Origin of the sequence: Streptomyces sp. NPDC001532 (genome assembly GCF_040298625.1) — a bacterium.
Taxonomy (GTDB): domain Bacteria; phylum Actinomycetota; class Actinomycetes; order Streptomycetales; family Streptomycetaceae; genus Streptomyces.
Window position 1 is genome coordinate 43,501 of the sequence record NZ_JBEPAL010000026.1, and the last position, 15,411, is coordinate 58,911.

At 73.9% G+C, this 15,411-nt stretch carries 15 protein-coding genes; 9 read left to right on the forward strand and 6 right to left on the reverse strand.

What is annotated here, in order from left to right:
* Positions 1 to 85 precede the first annotated feature (85 nt).
* The 8 genes from pelF to ABT232_RS23290 all read left to right on the forward strand — a co-directional run bounded on the left by pelF (position 86) and on the right by ABT232_RS23290 (position 7,725).
* Positions 86 to 1,597, forward strand: a complete 1,512-nt coding sequence (gene pelF / locus ABT232_RS23255) for a GT4 family glycosyltransferase PelF (RefSeq protein WP_351842905.1) — start codon at positions 86 to 88, stop codon at positions 1,595 to 1,597.
* A complete protein-coding gene (locus tag ABT232_RS23260) occupies positions 1,594 to 3,009 on the forward strand; it encodes a hypothetical protein (RefSeq protein WP_351842907.1) in 1,416 nt (471 codons plus the stop codon). The genes pelF and ABT232_RS23260 overlap by 4 nt, the downstream gene beginning before the upstream one ends.
* A 76-nt stretch (positions 3,010 to 3,085) precedes the next feature.
* Entirely contained in the window at positions 3,086 to 4,087 is a 1,002-nt protein-coding gene (locus ABT232_RS23265) for a GDP-mannose 4,6-dehydratase (protein ID WP_351842909.1), read from the forward strand.
* 32 nt (positions 4,088 to 4,119) lie between these two features.
* Positions 4,120 to 4,833 carry a nucleotidyltransferase family protein gene (locus ABT232_RS23270; RefSeq protein WP_351842911.1) on the forward strand — a complete coding sequence of 238 codons (714 nt, stop codon included), beginning with the start codon at positions 4,120 to 4,122 and terminating at the stop codon, positions 4,831 to 4,833.
* 7 nt (positions 4,834 to 4,840) lie between these two features.
* Positions 4,841 to 5,770 carry an NAD-dependent epimerase/dehydratase family protein gene (locus ABT232_RS23275; protein ID WP_351842913.1) on the forward strand — a complete coding sequence of 310 codons (930 nt, stop codon included), beginning with the start codon at positions 4,841 to 4,843 and terminating at the stop codon, positions 5,768 to 5,770.
* A complete protein-coding gene (locus ABT232_RS23280; RefSeq protein WP_351842915.1) occupies positions 5,767 to 6,429 on the forward strand; it encodes a spherulation-specific family 4 protein in 663 nt (220 codons plus the stop codon). The genes ABT232_RS23275 and ABT232_RS23280 overlap by 4 nt, the downstream gene beginning before the upstream one ends.
* Positions 6,426 to 7,232, forward strand: coding sequence for an endo alpha-1,4 polygalactosaminidase (locus ABT232_RS23285; RefSeq protein WP_351842917.1), 807 nt, complete (start codon positions 6,426 to 6,428; stop codon positions 7,230 to 7,232). Before ABT232_RS23280 ends, ABT232_RS23285 begins: the two co-directional genes overlap by 4 nt.
* Before the next feature lie 166 nt (positions 7,233 to 7,398).
* Positions 7,399 to 7,725 (forward strand): ANTAR domain-containing protein, encoded by a 327-nt coding sequence (locus ABT232_RS23290; RefSeq protein WP_351842919.1) that lies wholly within the window; start codon positions 7,399 to 7,401, stop codon positions 7,723 to 7,725.
* An 18-nt stretch (positions 7,726 to 7,743) separates the two neighbouring features.
* Here ABT232_RS23290 and ABT232_RS23295 read toward each other — a convergent pair whose 3' ends face one another.
* The gene (locus ABT232_RS23295) at positions 7,744 to 8,700 is read right to left on the reverse strand and encodes a helix-turn-helix transcriptional regulator (protein WP_351842921.1); all 957 of its coding nucleotides are present in this window, start codon (positions 8,698 to 8,700) and stop codon (positions 7,744 to 7,746) included.
* Positions 8,701 to 8,899: 199 nt separating this feature from the next.
* Between ABT232_RS23295 and ABT232_RS23300 the strand changes: the two genes are divergently transcribed.
* The gene (locus ABT232_RS23300; RefSeq protein ID WP_351842923.1) at positions 8,900 to 9,898 is read left to right on the forward strand and encodes a mechanosensitive ion channel family protein; all 999 of its coding nucleotides are present in this window, start codon (positions 8,900 to 8,902) and stop codon (positions 9,896 to 9,898) included.
* Here the strand turns inward: ABT232_RS23300 and ABT232_RS23305 are convergent.
* From ABT232_RS23305 to ABT232_RS23325, 5 genes are read right to left on the reverse strand one after another with little or no spacing between them, the layout of a single operon-like run.
* The gene (locus ABT232_RS23305) at positions 9,881 to 10,786 is read right to left on the reverse strand and encodes an STM4011 family radical SAM protein (protein ID WP_351842925.1); all 906 of its coding nucleotides are present in this window, start codon (positions 10,784 to 10,786) and stop codon (positions 9,881 to 9,883) included. The two genes, ABT232_RS23300 and ABT232_RS23305, sit on opposite strands and share 18 nt — an antisense overlap.
* 11 nt (positions 10,787 to 10,797) lie before the next feature.
* A complete protein-coding gene (locus tag ABT232_RS23310) occupies positions 10,798 to 12,228 on the reverse strand; it encodes an STM4012 family radical SAM protein (RefSeq protein WP_351842927.1) in 1,431 nt (476 codons plus the stop codon).
* Positions 12,225 to 13,097 (reverse strand): STM4013/SEN3800 family hydrolase, encoded by an 873-nt coding sequence (locus ABT232_RS23315; RefSeq protein ID WP_351843027.1) that lies wholly within the window; start codon positions 13,095 to 13,097, stop codon positions 12,225 to 12,227. Before ABT232_RS23315 ends, ABT232_RS23310 begins: the two co-directional genes overlap by 4 nt.
* Before the next feature lie 40 nt (positions 13,098 to 13,137).
* On the reverse strand, positions 13,138 to 14,376 hold the full coding sequence (locus ABT232_RS23320; RefSeq protein WP_351842929.1) for an STM4014 family protein: 1,239 nt from the start codon (positions 14,374 to 14,376) through the stop codon (positions 13,138 to 13,140).
* A 44-nt stretch (positions 14,377 to 14,420) separates the two neighbouring features.
* Positions 14,421 to 15,380 (reverse strand): STM4015 family protein, encoded by a 960-nt coding sequence (locus ABT232_RS23325; RefSeq protein WP_351842931.1) that lies wholly within the window; start codon positions 15,378 to 15,380, stop codon positions 14,421 to 14,423.
* Positions 15,381 to 15,411: the final 31 nt, after the last annotated feature.

Genomic DNA, 15,411 nt, shown 5'->3' on the forward strand with positions numbered 1-15,411 from the left:
CCGGCGTACGGCAGTGAGGTCCCGGCCGCCCACCCGCGGCCGGGACCCGCACCACCACCCCACACCTCGGCCGTGGAGCACATCGATGCACGATCACCGCGGCGCGCGACGCTCCGGCGCCACGCGCGTCACCCTGCTGACCGAAGGCACCTACCCGCACAGCCACGGCGGTGTGAGCGTCTGGTGCGACCAGCTCGTCACCGGCATGCCGGACATCGACTTCGACGTCATCGCCGTCACCGGCACCGGACGCGAGTCGGTCGTGTGGGACCTGCCCGGCCATGTCCGCGACGTGCTCTCCGTGCCCATGTGGGGCACCGCTCCGCCGGGCCGCCCGCCCCGGGGCCGGGCGCGCAGGCAACTCGCCGCCGCCTACGAGCGGTTCCTGTCCGCGCTGGTCGACCCCGGCGCCGAGGACGGCTTCCCGCCCGCGCTGCACGCGCTCGCGCGGGCTGCGGCGGACGGACTGCTCGGCCCTTTCCTGCGGAGCGACACGGCCATCACCATCCTGACCTCCGTGTGGACGCGTCCGGGGCTCGCCGTGTGCGAGGCGCGGCCGACCCTGCACGACGCGCTCACCGCCACGGCGCTGCTCGAACACGCCCTGCGTCCGCTGGCCGCGCCGCCGCCCGAGGACGGTGTCGCGCACGCCGTGAGCGGCGGGGTCGCCGTGCTGCCGGGGCTCGCGGCCCTCGAACGGCACGGGGTTCCGCTGCTGCTCACCGAGCACGGCGTCTACCTGCGCGAGCGCTACCTCGGCTACCGCACCGCGCCCTACCGCTGGCCGGTCAAGGCGGTGATCCTGGGCTTCTTCCGGCTGCTGGCGGAGGAGACCTACCGGCGGGCGGCGCTGATCACTCCCGGCAACCGCTACAACCGGCTGTGGGAGGAGCAGGGCGGCGCCGACCCGGAGTCGATCCGCACCGTCTACAACGGCGTGGACCCCGCGGCCTTCCCGCCGGCCGGGCCCGAGCCGGAGCGCCTCACCCTCAGCTGGGCCGGACGCGTCGACCCGATCAAGGACCTGGAGACCCTCATCCGCGCCTTCGCCCTGGTGCGGGAGCGGCTGCCCGACGTGCGGCTGCGTCTGTTCGGCGGCACGCCGCGGGGCGGGGAGGCATACCGGGAACGCTGCGAGGCGCTGGCCGCCGAGCTCGGTCACGCCGACGCCGTGACGTTCGAGGGCCGCGTCGACGACATCAAGGACGCCTACGCGGCCGGGAACGTGGTGATGCTGTCGAGCATCAGCGAGGGGTTCCCGTTCACCCTGATCGAGGCCATGTCGTGCGGGCGGGCCACCGTCTCCACCGATGTGGGCGGCGTGCGGGAGGCGGTCGGCGACACCGGTCTGGTGGTGCCGCCGCGCGACCCGGCCGCGATGGCCGCCGCCGCGCTGGAACTGCTGGGCGACCCCGGCCGGCGCCGGTCGATGGGCGAGGCGGCCCGGCTGCGGGTGATCGAGCAGTTCACGCTCCGCCAGACCATCGACACGTTCCGCGCCATCTACCACGAACTCGCCACGGGCAAACGGGAGTCGCCCACCCGGATCGTGCTGCCCGCCCCGGCGGTCACCGGCACGGGGAGCCTCACCGGATGAGCGGGCCGATGTCCCTCGAACCCGGCGGCGCCGAACAGGACACCCTGGCGCTGCGGCTGGCCGAACCGCGCCCGCCGCGCCGCCGCCCCCGCTGGGCCCTGGACGACACCACGCTCGCGATCCGGCTGCCCCGGCAGGGTCCCGACGAGGAGGCGGTCAGCGCGCTCGCCGCCGAACTCGCCGACCGCGTCGGCCCGGCCGTCCACCCGTACGAGGTGGCGGCGCTGCTGGAGGCGGAGGGCCTGTCCGCCTCCCTGATCAAGGAGCGGTACGGCCACCCGAACCTGTTCTCGCTGGCGTCCGCACTGTACGAGCGGGTGCCCCGGACGTTCCCGGAGCCGCCCGCCGCGGCCGACCCGTGGCGGCCCGACACCGTGCGGTGTCTGCTGCGCGGGGTGCTGTTCGCGCTGCCCGCCCTGGCCTATCTGCTCACCGCGCCGCTGTGGCGCGTCGACCGGCACGCCTCCGTCCTGATCGTGGCGGGCGTCGTCTCCTGGGCGTGGGGCCAGGCGCTGGGCCACCGCGCGCACCTGCGGCTGGTCACGGGGCGCCGGGAAGCGGCCCGCACCCTGCTGACCGGGTCGTCGCTGGGCGCGGCGGTGGCCACGGGCCTGGCCGCGCTGCCCGCGGGCGGTGGTCCGTCCACCGTGGCGGCGGGCGCTCAGTCGCTGTACCTGGCCGCGGCGGGCGTGCTGCTGGTACTGGGCCGGGAACGGCTGCTGCTGGCCGCGCTCAGTCCGCTGATCGCCGGTGCCGCGGTGCTGCCGTGGTGGGAGCCCGGCCCGCTGCTGCGGGCGGGTCTGCCGCTGCTGGCGCTGCTGGCCACCCTCGCCGTCACCGCCCGGGTCCTGTGGAGCGGGCTCGCCGCCCCGGCCGCCGCGGAGGGCCCCCGGCCGCGCCTCGCCGCGTCCGTCCCGTACGGCCTGTTCGGACTGGCGGCGGCGGTGCTGGTGATGCTGGAGGGCCGCCGCGATCCGTACGCCGTGATCGCGCTGACGGTGAGCATGGGTCCGGCCGAGTGGCTGCTGTACCGCTATCGCGGCTGGTCGGTCGCGGCGCTGCGGGTCAGCGCGACGCCCGCCGGGTTCCTGCTGCGCTCGTCCGCCGTGCTCGGCCTGTGCCTGTCCGCCTATCTGCTGCTGCTGTTGCCGCCGGCGCTGCTCACCGGCGGCGGGCCGGGCGCGCTGCTGCCGCTGGCCGCGGCCCTGTGGACCGCGCTGCTCCTCCAGGCGTTCGGCGCGGCCTGGCCGGCGGCCGTGCTCTGTCTGACGGCCGCGGGCGGTGCCGGGGCGGTCACGGCGCTGGAGCTGCCGCCCGGTCCGGGCGTGCTGGCGCCGGTCTGCGGCGCGGCCGCCCTCTGTCTCGCCATCTGCGCGATCCATCTGCTCGGCCGGCCCTCCCCGCACGCCTGACCCGCCGAGCCACCGCACCGGGGGACCACCCGCCCCCGCCATCCCCGTCGTAGCACCGGACGAAAGGACCCCAGAGTTGACCTCCGCACCGCTCGCCGCAGTCACCGGAGCCGAAGGCTTCATCGGCTCGCACCTCACCGAGGCGCTGGTCGCCTCCGGCCACCGCGTCAGGGCCATGGCCCAGTACAACTCGTTCTCGTCCTACGGCTGGCTGGAGACCCTGCCCGCCGACGTCCTCGACCAGGTGGAGATCGTCCTCGGCGACGTACGCGACCCGGGTTCGGTGCGTGGCCTCCTGGACGGCGCCGACTGCGCCTACCACCTCGCCGCGCTCATCGCGATCCCGTACTCCTACCAGGCGCCGCACAGCTATGTGGACACCAATGTCACCGGCACGCTCAACGTGCTGGAGGCGGTGCGCGCGCTGGGCACGCCGCGGCTGGTGCACACCTCGACCAGCGAGACGTACGGCACCGCGCAGACCGTGCCGATCACCGAGGACCACCCCATCAACACCCAGTCGCCGTACGCCGCCTCGAAGGCCGGCGGCGACCGGCTGGCCGACAGCTACCACGCCAGTTTCGACACCCCGGTGGTGACGCTGCGGCCGTTCAACACCTTCGGCCCGCGGCAGTCGATGCGGGCGGTCATCCCCACCGTCGTCGGCCAGGTGGCGGCCGGGGAGCGCACCATCACCCTCGGCGATCTGCGTCCCACCCGCGACTTCACCTTCGTCGAGGACACCGCGCAGGCGTTCCTCGCGGTGGGCACCGCACCGGCGGAGCGGGTCGTGGGCCGCACCTTCAACGCCGGGACCGGCGGCGAGATCTCCGTCGGTGACCTGGTCGCGCTGATCGGCAAGGTGATGGACGCGCCGCTGGACGTGCGCGAGGACACCGAACGGCTGCGGCCCGCGGGCTCCGAGGTGATGCGGCTCGTCGCCGACGCGACCCGGCTGACCGCGGCGACCGGCTGGCGTCCTCGCCACACGCTGGAGGAAGGCCTGGCGCGCACCGCGCGGTGGTTCGTCGATCCGGCCAACCTGGCCCGCTACAAGACCGGCATCTACAACATCTGACCCGACGGGCACGTACCCGCAGGAGGTATGCCATGCACGCAGTGATCCTGGCCGGAGGCAAGGGCGTCCGGCTGCGGCCGTACACCACGGCGCTGCCCAAGCCGCTCGTCCCGATCGGAGACCAGCACGCCATCCTGGAGATCGTGCTGCGCCAGCTGGCCACGGCCGGCTTCACCCACTGCACCATCGCCATCGGTCACCTCGGCGAGATCATCCGCGCCTACGTCGGCGACGGCGCGCAGTGGGGCATGAGCGTCGACTACGCCACCGAGGAGAGTCCGCTGGGCACCATGGGCCCGCTGCTCAACCTGCGTGAGCGGCTGCCGGAGAACTTCCTGGTCATGAACGGTGATGTGCTCACCGACCTCGACTACGCCGACGTACTGCGCCGGCACGAGGACTCGGGCGCGCCCCTCACCATCGCCACCTACGCCCGCAAGGTGCACATCGACTTCGGGGTGCTGACCACGGACGCGAGCCGGGTCGTCGCCTTCACCGAGAAGCCCAGCATCGACTACCGGGTGTCCATGGGCGTCTACGGCGTCGCGCGGGCCACGCTCGACGGGTACACGCCCGGGCTGCCGCTGGGCTTCGACGAGCTGGTGCTGGACCTGCTCGCGGCCGAGCGCCCGCCGCACGCCTACGAGTTCGACGGCTACTGGCTGGACATCGGCCGGCCCGACGACTACGACCGGGCCAACGCGGAGTTCACCAGCCGCAAGTCGCTGCTGCTCAAGGGAGCCTGATCCACCCATGCGCATCCTCGTACTCGGCGCCACCGGTTACCTGGGCGGTCATGTCGTCGCGCGGCTGCGTGCCCTGCCGGGCACGCGGGTGCTCGTCGGCGGCCGCTCCCCCGCCGGTGCCGATGTCGCCGTGGACCTCGCGTCCGACCGTGCCCGGGACCTGGCGACGGCGCTGGCGTCGGCGGCGCCCGACGCGGTCGTCAACTGCGCGGGCGCGACCGGCGGTGACGCCGTCACGCTCGCGGAGGTCAACGCGCGCGGCCCGGCCGTCCTGTGCGCGGCGCTGCGGGAGGCGGCGCCCGCGGCCCGGCTGGTCCATCTGGGCTCGGCCGCCGAGTACGGGCCCGGCGCACCCGGACTGCGGGTGACGGAGTCGGCGGCGACCCGGCCCGCCGGTCCGTACGGGGCGACCAAGCTGGCGGGCACAGTGGCGGTGACCTCGTCGGGGCTGGACGCGGTGGTGCTGCGGGTCGGCAACCCGGTCGGACCGGGGGCCCCGCCCACCGGGCTGCCCGGCCGGGTCGCCGCGCTGCTCGCGGACGCCGGGCGCGACCCGGACGCGACGGTGCGGCTCGGTGACCTGTCCGCGCACCGCGACTTCGTCGACGTACGCGATGTGGCACGGGCGGCGGGGCTGGCGGCGACCGTGCCCGGGCCGCTCCCGCCGGTGCTGAACGTCGGCGGCGGCGACGCGGTCCCGGTACGGGAGCTGGTGCGGACGCTGGCGGAGGTGGCGGGTTTCCGGGGCCGGGTCGTCGAGGAGGGCGCGAAGGGCTCCGCGCGGTCCGCGGACGTGTCGTGGCAGTGCTCCGACATCACCGCCGCCCGCGACGCCCTCGGCTGGCGGCCCGCCCACACCCTGGAGGAGTCGCTGGAGGCGCTGTGGGCGGCCACGGGCGCACCGTCCCGCAGCTCCGAAGGGGCACCGGCGCGATGAGCCTGCTGATCCCGCTCTACGTCCACCCGGCCGAGGACCCGGCCGCCTGGCACCGCCTCATCCTGGGCGCCGGGCGCACCTACGCGGTCGTGCTCAACCCCGCGGACGGTCCCGGCCGGGCCCCTGACCCGGCGTTCGTCGCGGCGGCCGAGGCGCTGCGCACGGCGGGGGCGCGGCTGCTGGGCTATGTCGACACCGACTACGGCGCGCGAGAGCCGGCGCTGATCACCGCCGATCTGCGCCGGCACCAGGAGTGGTACGGCGTGGACGGCTGTTTCCTCGACCAGGTGACCGCGGCGCCGCACGGGCTGCCGGCCTGCCGTCGCCTGGTGCGCTCGGTGCGCCGGCTCGGGGCCTCGACCGTCGTGCTCAATCCGGGCGTCCATCCCGCTCCCGGCTACGCGCGGCTCGCCGATCTGACGGTCACGTTCGAGGGTCCCTGGTCGCGGTACGTGTCGGCGTTCAGCCGCCCGTCGTGGACGGCGCGGCAGCCGCCGGAGCGGTTGTGCCACCTGGTCTACGGGGTGCCCGAGCCGCTGGTGCCGCTCGCCGTGCGCACGGCGGTCGAGCGGGGCGCGGCGGTGTGCGGGCCGGTGACGGGAGAACCGCCCAACCCCTGGTCCCGGCTGACACCGGCGCTGGCCGAGGCGGACCGGTGAGGCGGCTCGGACGGGCCCTCGCGGCCGCCCTGGCCCTCGTCGCCGTCCTCGCCGCCTGCTCAGGCGACCCCGGCCGCACCGGCGACCCCGGCCGCACGGGCGGCGATCCGTGGCGGCCGCGCCCCGGGCTGGCCTGGCAGTGGCAGCTCGACGGGCGGGTCGACCCGTCCGTCGACGTGCCCGTCTACGACATCGACGGCTTCGAGAACAGCGCCGCCGACGTCGCCCGCCTGCACCGCGACGGCCGCAAGGTGATCTGCTACGTCAACGTCGGCGCCTGGGAGGACTTCCGCCCCGACCGGGACGCCTTCCCCCGTTCCCTCCTGGGCCGGCCCAACGGCTGGCGCGGCGAGCGCTGGCTGGACATCCGCCGGCTGTCGGTCCTGCGCCCCCTCATGGAACGCCGCTTCGACATGTGCCGTGACAAGGGCTTCGACGCGGTGGAGCCGGACCTGGTGGAGGGGTACGGCAACGACACCGGCTTCCCGCTCACGGCGGCGGACCAGCTCCGCTACAACCGCATGATCGCTGACATCGCGCACGAGCGCGGGCTGGCGGTGGGCCTCAAGAACGACCTGCCCCAGATTCCGCAGCTGGTGGACGACTTCGACTTCGCGGTCAACGAGGAGTGCGCCCAGTACGACGAGTGCGCGCTGCTCGAACCGTTCATCGCGGCGGGCAAGGCGGTCTTCCACGTGGAGTACGCGGAGCCCACCTCCCGCTTCTGCCCGCAGGCGCGGGAACTGCGGTTGTCGTCGATGCGGAAGAAGCCGGAACTGGGGATCTGGCGCAAGCCGTGCTGACCCGGGCGAGGGCCGTCACGTACGGCGCGGTGTCGCGAGGGTTTCGCTTTCCGTACCGCGGCGGCGGCAGGTCTTCGTTCCGTGGACTTCTGCCTGGTGCTTCCGGGGGCATGAGGACGGTGACCGACAGGCCGTCTCACCCAGGGATCCAGGGATTGCACCCACCATGCTTGAGCAAGTGGACCTCGCGCACAGAATGACCGCTCTTCAGGAGGAGGTCGCGCAGCTGAAGCAGGCTCTCGTCTCCCATGCCATCGTCGACCAGGCGATCGGTGTGGTGATCGCCCTCGGCGGACTGCGTCCGGAGCCGGCCTGGGACGTCCTGAAAGAGGTCTCTCAGCACACCAACACCAAACTGCGCGAGGTCGCGGAACACATCGTGCAGTGGCCGCACTGCGAATGGCTGCCGCCCGAGATCCGTGAGGCCCTCGACACCGCGCTGAAGGCACGGGCGTCGCAGCGGACCGGGATGCCGGAGGGAACCGGGGCGTGAACCGGGGCGTGAACCGGCTCAGCTGTGCAGGGTGCTCGACGGGCTGGTGCCGTAGGCGTCGCGGTAGAGCGCGGCGAACCGGCCGGGATGGGCGAAGCCCCAGCGCGCGGCGATCTCCGTGACGGTGATGCCACCCAGCGGCTGGGCCGCGCGCAGTTCCTGGTGGGCCTGCGCGAGGCGCACACGCCGCAGGTAGGCGAGCGGTGTGGTGTCGAGGTGGCGGCGGAACGCGTACTGGAGCGCGCGGACGGTGACGTGCGCCGCGGCGGCGATGTCGGCGACGGTGAGGGGCCGGTCGGCGTGGTCCTCGATGTAGGCGACGGCCCGCCGCAGGGTGGCCGAGTGGGCGTCCGTGCGGTCCTGTCCGGTGGTCTCCGCGCGCGCGGTGTTCGGGTAGGCGGCCAGGACGCTCGCGGCGAGCAGTTGGCTGCTGGTGGAGGCGACCAGCGGTTCGTCTGCGATCGCCGGATCGGCGAGGACGTGATCGCGCAGGTAGACGATGGTGTCCTTGAGGTGGCGCTCCGCGGCCGCCGAGACCGGCCGGTGTCCGGTGAACCGCACCGGCTTCGACCGCTGCTCCGGCCCGGTGGCCGCGACCTGGTCGAGCAGCGCCGGGTCCAGCATGGTGATGTTGTAGCGGGCCGTGCAGATCCGGCCCGAGTACGGCAGCTCCGGGGGTGCGAAGAGCACCATGTCGCCGGGGCCGAAGTCGTCCCGCACCCCCTGGTAGCCGTGGTCCTGGATGGTCCCCTCGTGGACCAGGCACAGGCAGATCTTCCCCAGCGGCGTCACCGTGTAGCTCATGTCGAAGCCCAGGTCGAGCTCGTCGACGCTCACCGACGGCATGGTGTCGCGGCGGATGTGCGTCCTGCTGTCCTGCGGGCTGCTGCTCCCGATCGACATACGGGCGTAGGCCCGGCAGAGGAAGTCCTCCGTCAGTTCCAGGTCGTCGCTGTCGAACACCAGCGAGTTCATCGTGTCACCGTCCTGCTGGGCATCAGTGGGTCCTTACGGTCCGGCCGAGCAGAGAGCACACTTGGCGACCAGGCTTCGGTACGACGCTACCCTCCGCCCGCGCGCGGGCCAAAGGACGGTGGTGGGGTAACCGCGATCGGTGCGGGTAGGGGCGCTCGCAGCACAAGATCCCCCAGCGAGGAACGGAGCGACACGGTCCATGGTGCAGCTGCCCGACCGTCCGACCACCGGCCCGTCCGTGGAACTGGCACTCGCGATGCCCGGCTGGGCGCGCGACCACGTCTCCGCGTTGGTCGGCATACCCCTGCGCATCGCGCTGATCCTGATCGGCGTGGCACTGGTGAGGAAGCTGGCCGAGCGGGCCATCACCCGCGTCGTCCAGCGCATCCTCGAACCCGCCGACGGCGGACGGGAGACGGGCCGCCGTGCGATCCGCGGACCGGCGGTGCTGCACCGCGACCGCTCACGGGCGCGGGAACGCCGCGAGCAGCGGGCCCGGACCATCGGATCCGTCCTCAGCAGCATCGTGTCCGTCGTGCTGTTCGTGATCGCCGTCGCCATGGTCCTGGACCAGGTGGGCATCGCGCTGGGGCCGCTGCTGGCCAGCGCCGGAGTGGTCGGCCTGGCGATCGGGTTCGGCGCGCAGAGCCTGGTCGCGGACTACCTGTCCGGCATGCTCATCATGATCGAGGACCAGTACGGTGTCGGTGACTCCGTCGACCTCGGTGAGGCCGTCGGCGAGGTCGAGCACGTCGGGCTGCGCCTGACCCACGTCCGTGACCTCGACGGCGGTCTGTGGCACATCCGCAACGGCGAGATCCTGCGGGTCCGCAACGACAGCCAGGAGTGGGCGCGCGCCGTCCTGGACGTGGCGGTGGCCTACGAGGCCAACCTCGACGAGGTCTACCGGGTGCTGGAGGAGACCGGACAGGCCCTGCGCCAGGACCCGGACTTCGCCGACGTCCTGCTGGAGGACCCCGCGGTGTGGGGCGTGCAGTCGCTGGACGCCGACGGAGTGCTGGTGCGCATGGCGGTCCGGACGCTTCCGCTCCAGCAGTGGGCCGTCACCCGCGAGCTGCGCCGCCGGGTCAAGGAGGCCCTGGACGCGGCCGGCATCGACATCCCGTATCCGCAGCGCACCGTCTGGCTGCGCAACGAGACCGCGTCCCCCGAAACCGCCTCAGCGGCGCTGCGCTGACGCTGGTGCGGCGGGCGGTGTGGCGGGCGCGGTAGCGGTCGCGGTCGCGGTCGCCGGGATGCGTTCCAGGACGCCGCCCGCGAAGACGTCGTACAGGGGCAGCGTCTCCAGGTGGACGTAGCCGATGTGGCAGTCGCAGGCGGCCAGCGGGCAGGGGCGGGGGCGCAGGGCGGTGCGGTAGGAGCCGTCGTAGAGGTTGCCGAGGGGGGTGGGGACGAAGTGGCAGCGGCGGACGGTGCCGTCGCCGTCGACCGAGATCACCGAGTCCCCGGTGCGGCAGGGCAGGCCCGCGCTGCGGTGCGGATGGCGGCTGTAGGGGAAGAGCGGGTCCAGGGCCGTCCAGCGGTCGGCGTCCGCGTCGGTGTAGGTGTGGCCCTCGGCGGCGTTCACCCACAGGTAGACGTGCTCGGGCAGGTCGGCGCGCAGGCGGCGGGCCGAGGCGAGGTGCTCGGGCAGGCCGACGACGCCGACGCTGTAGCGGATGCCGCGCGCGGCCAGTTCCCGGCACTTGCCGAGGAAGCGGTCGTAGGGGGTCTGGCCGGGGTGGTAGGTGCACCACAGCGCCAGGGTGTCGGGGTCGGCCTCGGCTAGCCAGTCGGTGCGGCAGCTGAGGTTGGTCTGGATCGCCACCCGCCGGATGTGCGGGAGGTGGGAGAGGTCGGCGAGCGTGCGCCGGTACCAGGAACGGACCAGGCCCTCGCCCCAGGGGGTGAAGAGGATCGAGAGGCGGTCGTCCGTCTGCCCGGCGGCCCAGCCGGCGAAGCGTTCCAGGGCGGCCCGGTCGGCGCGCAACTGGGCCGTGGTGTCGCGCCGCTTGGCGAAGGGGCAGTAGGGACAGTCGTAGTCGCAGGAGGCGAGGGGGCCGCGGTAGAGAAGGGTGAGGTCCATGGGGCGGCCGGTCACTTTCGCTCGTAGGCGGCCATGGCGGAGCGGACGGCCGGGGAGAACAGCTCGGGACCGATCGCGTCGGAGTGGGCGAGCCCTTCGGGGGTGAGCCGGAGGATCGTGGGGCCGGTGCCGGTGCTGGGGCCGGTGACGGTGCCGGTGCCGGTGGCGGTGCCGGTGATGGGGCTGTCGCCCGTCTCCGGCGCTGCCTCGGTCTCCGTCAGCCAGCCGCGTTCGGCGAAGCGTTCCAGTTCGGGGCCGAAGTCGTCGGCGGGAGCGCTGCCGAAGCGGGCCCGGTAGTCGTCGACGCGCAGCCCCTCGGCCTGGAGGAGGGACTGGAGCAGATGGCGGCGGCGTGCCTCGTCCGCGTCGATGACACGGCCGTACTCGGCGTGGGCGAAGTCGGCGGCGGGACGTACGACGTAGTCGTCGATGATCTGACGGATCTGGTGCATGCCGACGGCGTAGTCGAAGGAGTAGTGCAGCTCCGCCGTGTAGGAGCGGGCGCCGCAGCCGAGGCCGATCATGCCGTCGGTCTGGCAGGCGTAGTCGTCGGCGCCCTGCGGCGGGGCGTCGGTGCGGCGGAACATGCGCATGGACTGCTGGGTGTAGCCCTGGGCGAGGAGGTGGTCGCGGCCCACCCGGTACAGACCGAGCCGCTGCTCGTCCCAGGCGGGGTCGGGGCCGCCGTGGCGGCGGTCGAGGCCGGTGAGGGGGCGCACGTAGAGCGGGTAGAGGTAGAGCTCCTCCGGCCGCCAGGCCAGGGCCGCGTCCAGGGAGCGGAGCCAGGTGTCCGGTGTCTGGCCGTCGATGCCGTAGATGAGGTCGATGTTGAGGACCGGTATGCGGGCGGTCCGGACGCGTTCCAGAGCGGCCTCGACGTCGGCGCGGCGCTGCGGGCGCACGGCGGCGCGCGCCTCGGAGTCGACGAAGCTCTGCACGCCCAGACTGAGCCGGGTGGCGCCCCGCTCGGCCAGCACGGCCAGCCGGTCCGCGGTGGCGGTGGCCGGTGACGCCTCCACCGACAGCGGTACGGCGCGCAGGTCCGCGCCCATGCGGTGCTCGGCGATGTCGCAGAGCCGTTCCAGCTCGGGGGCGGTGAGGAAGGTGGGGGTGCCGCCGCCGAAGGCCGCGGTCGCGAACTGCGGCTCGCCGGTGGCGTCGAGGGCTTCGCGCACCGCGCCGGCCTGGCGCTCCAGGGCGTCGAGGTAGGCGCCGGTGAGACCGTCCGGGGCACCGACGCGGGTGAAGAGGTTGCAGAAGCCGCAGCGGATCTCGCAGAACGGGATGTGCAGATAGAGGGAGAGGGCGTCCTTCGGTTCACCGGCCCAGAGGGAGGTGAGCCGGGGCCGGTCCGCCAGGGCGCGGTACGCCGTCTTGTGCGGGTAGGCGTAGACGTAGCTCTGGTAGGGGCTGAGGTGTGCGGGCGGTGCGGTGGTGGTCATCGGGTGGCCTCGGTCGGGCGGGCTGCGGGGAGGGGCGTCGTGGCGGCCGGCTCGTCCGGCGTGGCGGACGCCGGGTCGAGGACGAAGTGGGCGTAGGGCACGGTCCAGACGGATTCGTGGCCCAGCCGGTGGCCGGTGTAGCCGCCGTCGCCGTAGGCGGTGCCGTGGTCGGAGCAGACGATCGCGAAGCAGCGGCGCCGGCTGCTCGCGGCGGCGAACAGCCGCCCGATGTGCCGGTCGACGTACTCCAGCGCGGCGGCGTGCGTCGCGCGCGTGTCGCCGGCCTCGCGGGTGGCACCGGGCAGGTGGAACCAGTTCGGCTGGTGCAGAGCGGAGACGTTGACGAAGAGGAACAGCCGCTGTTCGGCGGGCAGCCCGGCGATCACGCGTTCGGCGCAGGCGACCTGGTTCTCGAACGAGGCGGGCGAGGTGACGCCGAACTCCGGGGACCAGTGGGACTCGTGGAACAGGCTGGGCAGCACCGTGCCGAGCGGACCCTGCTTGTTGAAGAAGCCGACGCCGCCGATGCACACCGTGTGGTAGCCCGCCGCGGCGAGGCCGGAGACGACGTCGGGGGTGTCGTAGACGAAGGTGCCGCCGGCGGTGGTCTCGCTGCCGGCGAAGGTGGCCGCGAAGAGCCGAGGATGAGGTCCCGGCGCGGCCGGGGTCGGCAGGAAGCCCGCGAAGATCGCCTGGTGGGAGGCGTAGGTGAAGCTGCCCGGGGCGTGCCTCTTCTCCCATTGTCCGCCGGGGAGGTGGCGGGCCAGGTTCGGGATGCGGCCGGCGGCGGCCAGTTCGGCGGCGACGTCGTGGCGCAGGGTGTCGAGGGTGACGAGGAGCAGGTCGTGGCTGCCGACGATCTCGTTCATGTCCGGCTCGCCCGCGGCCGGCGGGGTGGGCGGGAGCGGGTCAGGCGTCGGGGCGGGCGAGGGCATCGGGGCTTCCTGTTCTCTTTTGGTGCGGGTCGGTCCGGTGGTGCTCGGCGGCGTGCCGGTCCGGGAGTGCGGGACGGCCGGGTCCGGTGCGGGCGGGCGGGCGCAGGCCGGGGAGGCCCCGGGCGGGGAGGCGCAGGGCGGCCGCGACCTGGGTGGCGTAGGTGTCCATGCCTTCGGCTCCGCTGCCGGGCAGGCCGGTGAGCCGGGGCAGCAGATCGCCGAAGGCGTTGACCTCCCCCACCGCGGCCCTGCGCCAGCCGACGGCCGGCAGCAGGTCGACGCCGACGCACAGGGTGCGCGGGAAGCAGGCCGCCGCCCGCTCGCACACGTCGAGCAGGTCGGCCCAGCGGGCGCCGGCCGCCTCCACCGCCTGCCGGGCCGCGTCGAGGTCGCCGCGGGCGCCGCCGAGGTGGAGATTGGTCAGCGGCCGGCGGCTGGTGCGCACCACGGCGTGCGTGGCCCGGCCGCCCACCACGACCACCCTCAGGTCCGCGGCCCTGCCTTGCTGGGAGGCCTTCGGCAGCCAGCGTTCCAGGTGCAGGCCGTCGGGGGCGAGCGCGTCGACGATGGCCGCGATGTCCCGCTCGCTCTCGTAGCGGCGCACCTTGAGCGAGTTGAACAGACGTCCGTCGGGGGCGAGTTCCACCGAGGTGGTGGCTCTGATCCGCCCTCCCCCGCCCGACTCCACCGCCAGCACTCCCGACGCCGACGAGCCGTGCGCAGGCTTGACGAAGAGCCGGGGCATCCGGTGCGCCGCCATCAGGGCGCGCACGTCGTCCCAGCCGTGCACCGGCGCGGCCCGCTCCCCGGAGGTGGGCGAGGCCGGCACCGGGACGCCCGCCGCGTCGAGCACGGCGTGGCAGCGCCGTTTGTCGAACAGCACCGCGAGCTCTGCCGGGTCGTCGAGCCGGACGCCGCCGCGCAGACCGCGCAGTGCGGCGGTGAACCCGGCGTACCAGCGGGCCGATCCCTCCACCCGGGTGGGGTCCTCGGCGCCGCGCAGCAGCCGGTCGACGTCCGCGTTCTCCCCCGGTGAGTCGACGCGGACGATCTCCGGCGCGTCGAACTCCGCTCCGCCCGCGCGCAGCACCTCCAGCCAGGGCACCACACGCGGTGCGGGGAGTCCCGCCGCGCGCACCGCCTCGGCGAAGAGGGCGACCCGGCGGTTCTCCGGATTGCCCACGACCGCGAAGCGCGGGCGCGGTTCACTCACGAAGGAGTGTTCGGGGAGGTGGTCGGGACGCATGCTCGTCGTGCTCACTCGCCCACGGCGACGTACCGCCACACCGTGCCGTCGTCGTCCTCGTCCTCGTCCGCGTCGTCGCGGTCGAGGTCCAGGGAGACGCCCGCGGTCTCCAGCGTGCGCACCAGACGCTCCCGGAGCGGTTCGCTGATGTAGTGGTGGTGCAGGTCCAGTTCCTTGAGGTGGGTGAGCGGCTGTCCGCTGAGCAGGGCGGTGGCGCCCTCGTCGGTGAGCACGCCCATGGACAGGTCCAGCACCTCGAGACGGGCCACCACCGGGGCGGAGGCGACCGCCGCGGCGACGGCGTCCTGCATCTCGCTGTTGCGCAGGGCCAGATGGCGCAGGCGCGGCAGCCGGGCGCCGGACAGGATCCCGTCCAGGTCGCCCACCTCGCTGTCGCCGCCGTAGTCGGGCGTGCCCAGCCACAGGTCGAGGTGCTCCAGGGCGGGCAGGTCGCTGGCGCTCACGCCGCGCACGACCGCCGCGGGCAGCCCGCCGGACTCCATGGTGAGTCTGCGCAGGGCGGTGTGGCGCAAGGCGGGGAAGCGCAGCCCCGATCCGCCGCGGACGCCGAACTCCTCCAGGTCGGGGAAGGCGGCCAGGAGCGGGGTGACATCGGTCTGGTTGATCCAGGAGATCTCGCACTCCTCCATCACCATGTCGCCCAGGAACAGCGCCCGCAGCGCCGGGAACCGGTCTCGGACGGCCACGAGCGCCTCGATGACGGCCGACGAATCGGTGTCGTACGCCTCCTCCCAGGCGCCGACGATCAGGGCGCGGACGCGGGCGGTGTCGACGGTGGCGCAGAAGCGGGTGAAGGCCGCCGTCCAGTCCTCGTTCGCGTCGTACACGTCGCTGGTGACGCGCCAGGCGACGGAGTCCGGCTCGGGCAGGTCGTCGGTGCGCGCCTCGGGGCCGGGGAAGGTGTGGGCGGGCAGCCGGTACAGCGCTGAGAGGTGGTCACCGATGGTCATGCGGCTGCTCCTGTGATGGGTGAGGGCATTG

Bases quoted from the DNA above. Each gene is read 5' to 3' on its own strand.
- ABT232_RS23260 (WP_351842907.1), top strand. From the start codon at position 1,594: ATGAGCGGGCCGATGTCCCTCGAACCCGGCGGCGCCGAACAGGACACC.
- ABT232_RS23295 (WP_351842921.1), bottom strand. From the start codon at position 8,700: ATGAACTCGCTGGTGTTCGACAGCGACGACCTGGAACTGACGGAGGAC.
- ABT232_RS23315 (WP_351843027.1), bottom strand. From the start codon at position 13,097: ATGAACGAGATCGTCGGCAGCCACGACCTGCTCCTCGTCACCCTCGAC.
- ABT232_RS23310 (WP_351842927.1), bottom strand. From the start codon at position 12,228: ATGACCACCACCGCACCGCCCGCACACCTCAGCCCCTACCAGAGCTAC.
- ABT232_RS23270 (WP_351842911.1), top strand. From the start codon at position 4,120: ATGCACGCAGTGATCCTGGCCGGAGGCAAGGGCGTCCGGCTGCGGCCG.
- ABT232_RS23305 (WP_351842925.1), bottom strand. From the start codon at position 10,786: ATGGACCTCACCCTTCTCTACCGCGGCCCCCTCGCCTCCTGCGACTAC.
- ABT232_RS23280 (WP_351842915.1), top strand. From the start codon at position 5,767: ATGAGCCTGCTGATCCCGCTCTACGTCCACCCGGCCGAGGACCCGGCC.
- ABT232_RS23300 (WP_351842923.1), top strand. From the start codon at position 8,900: ATGGTGCAGCTGCCCGACCGTCCGACCACCGGCCCGTCCGTGGAACTG.
- ABT232_RS23325 (WP_351842931.1), bottom strand. From the start codon at position 15,380: ATGACCATCGGTGACCACCTCTCAGCGCTGTACCGGCTGCCCGCCCAC.
- ABT232_RS23290 (WP_351842919.1), top strand. From the start codon at position 7,399: ATGCTTGAGCAAGTGGACCTCGCGCACAGAATGACCGCTCTTCAGGAG.
- ABT232_RS23275 (WP_351842913.1), top strand. From the start codon at position 4,841: ATGCGCATCCTCGTACTCGGCGCCACCGGTTACCTGGGCGGTCATGTC.
- pelF (WP_351842905.1), top strand. From the start codon at position 86: ATGCACGATCACCGCGGCGCGCGACGCTCCGGCGCCACGCGCGTCACC.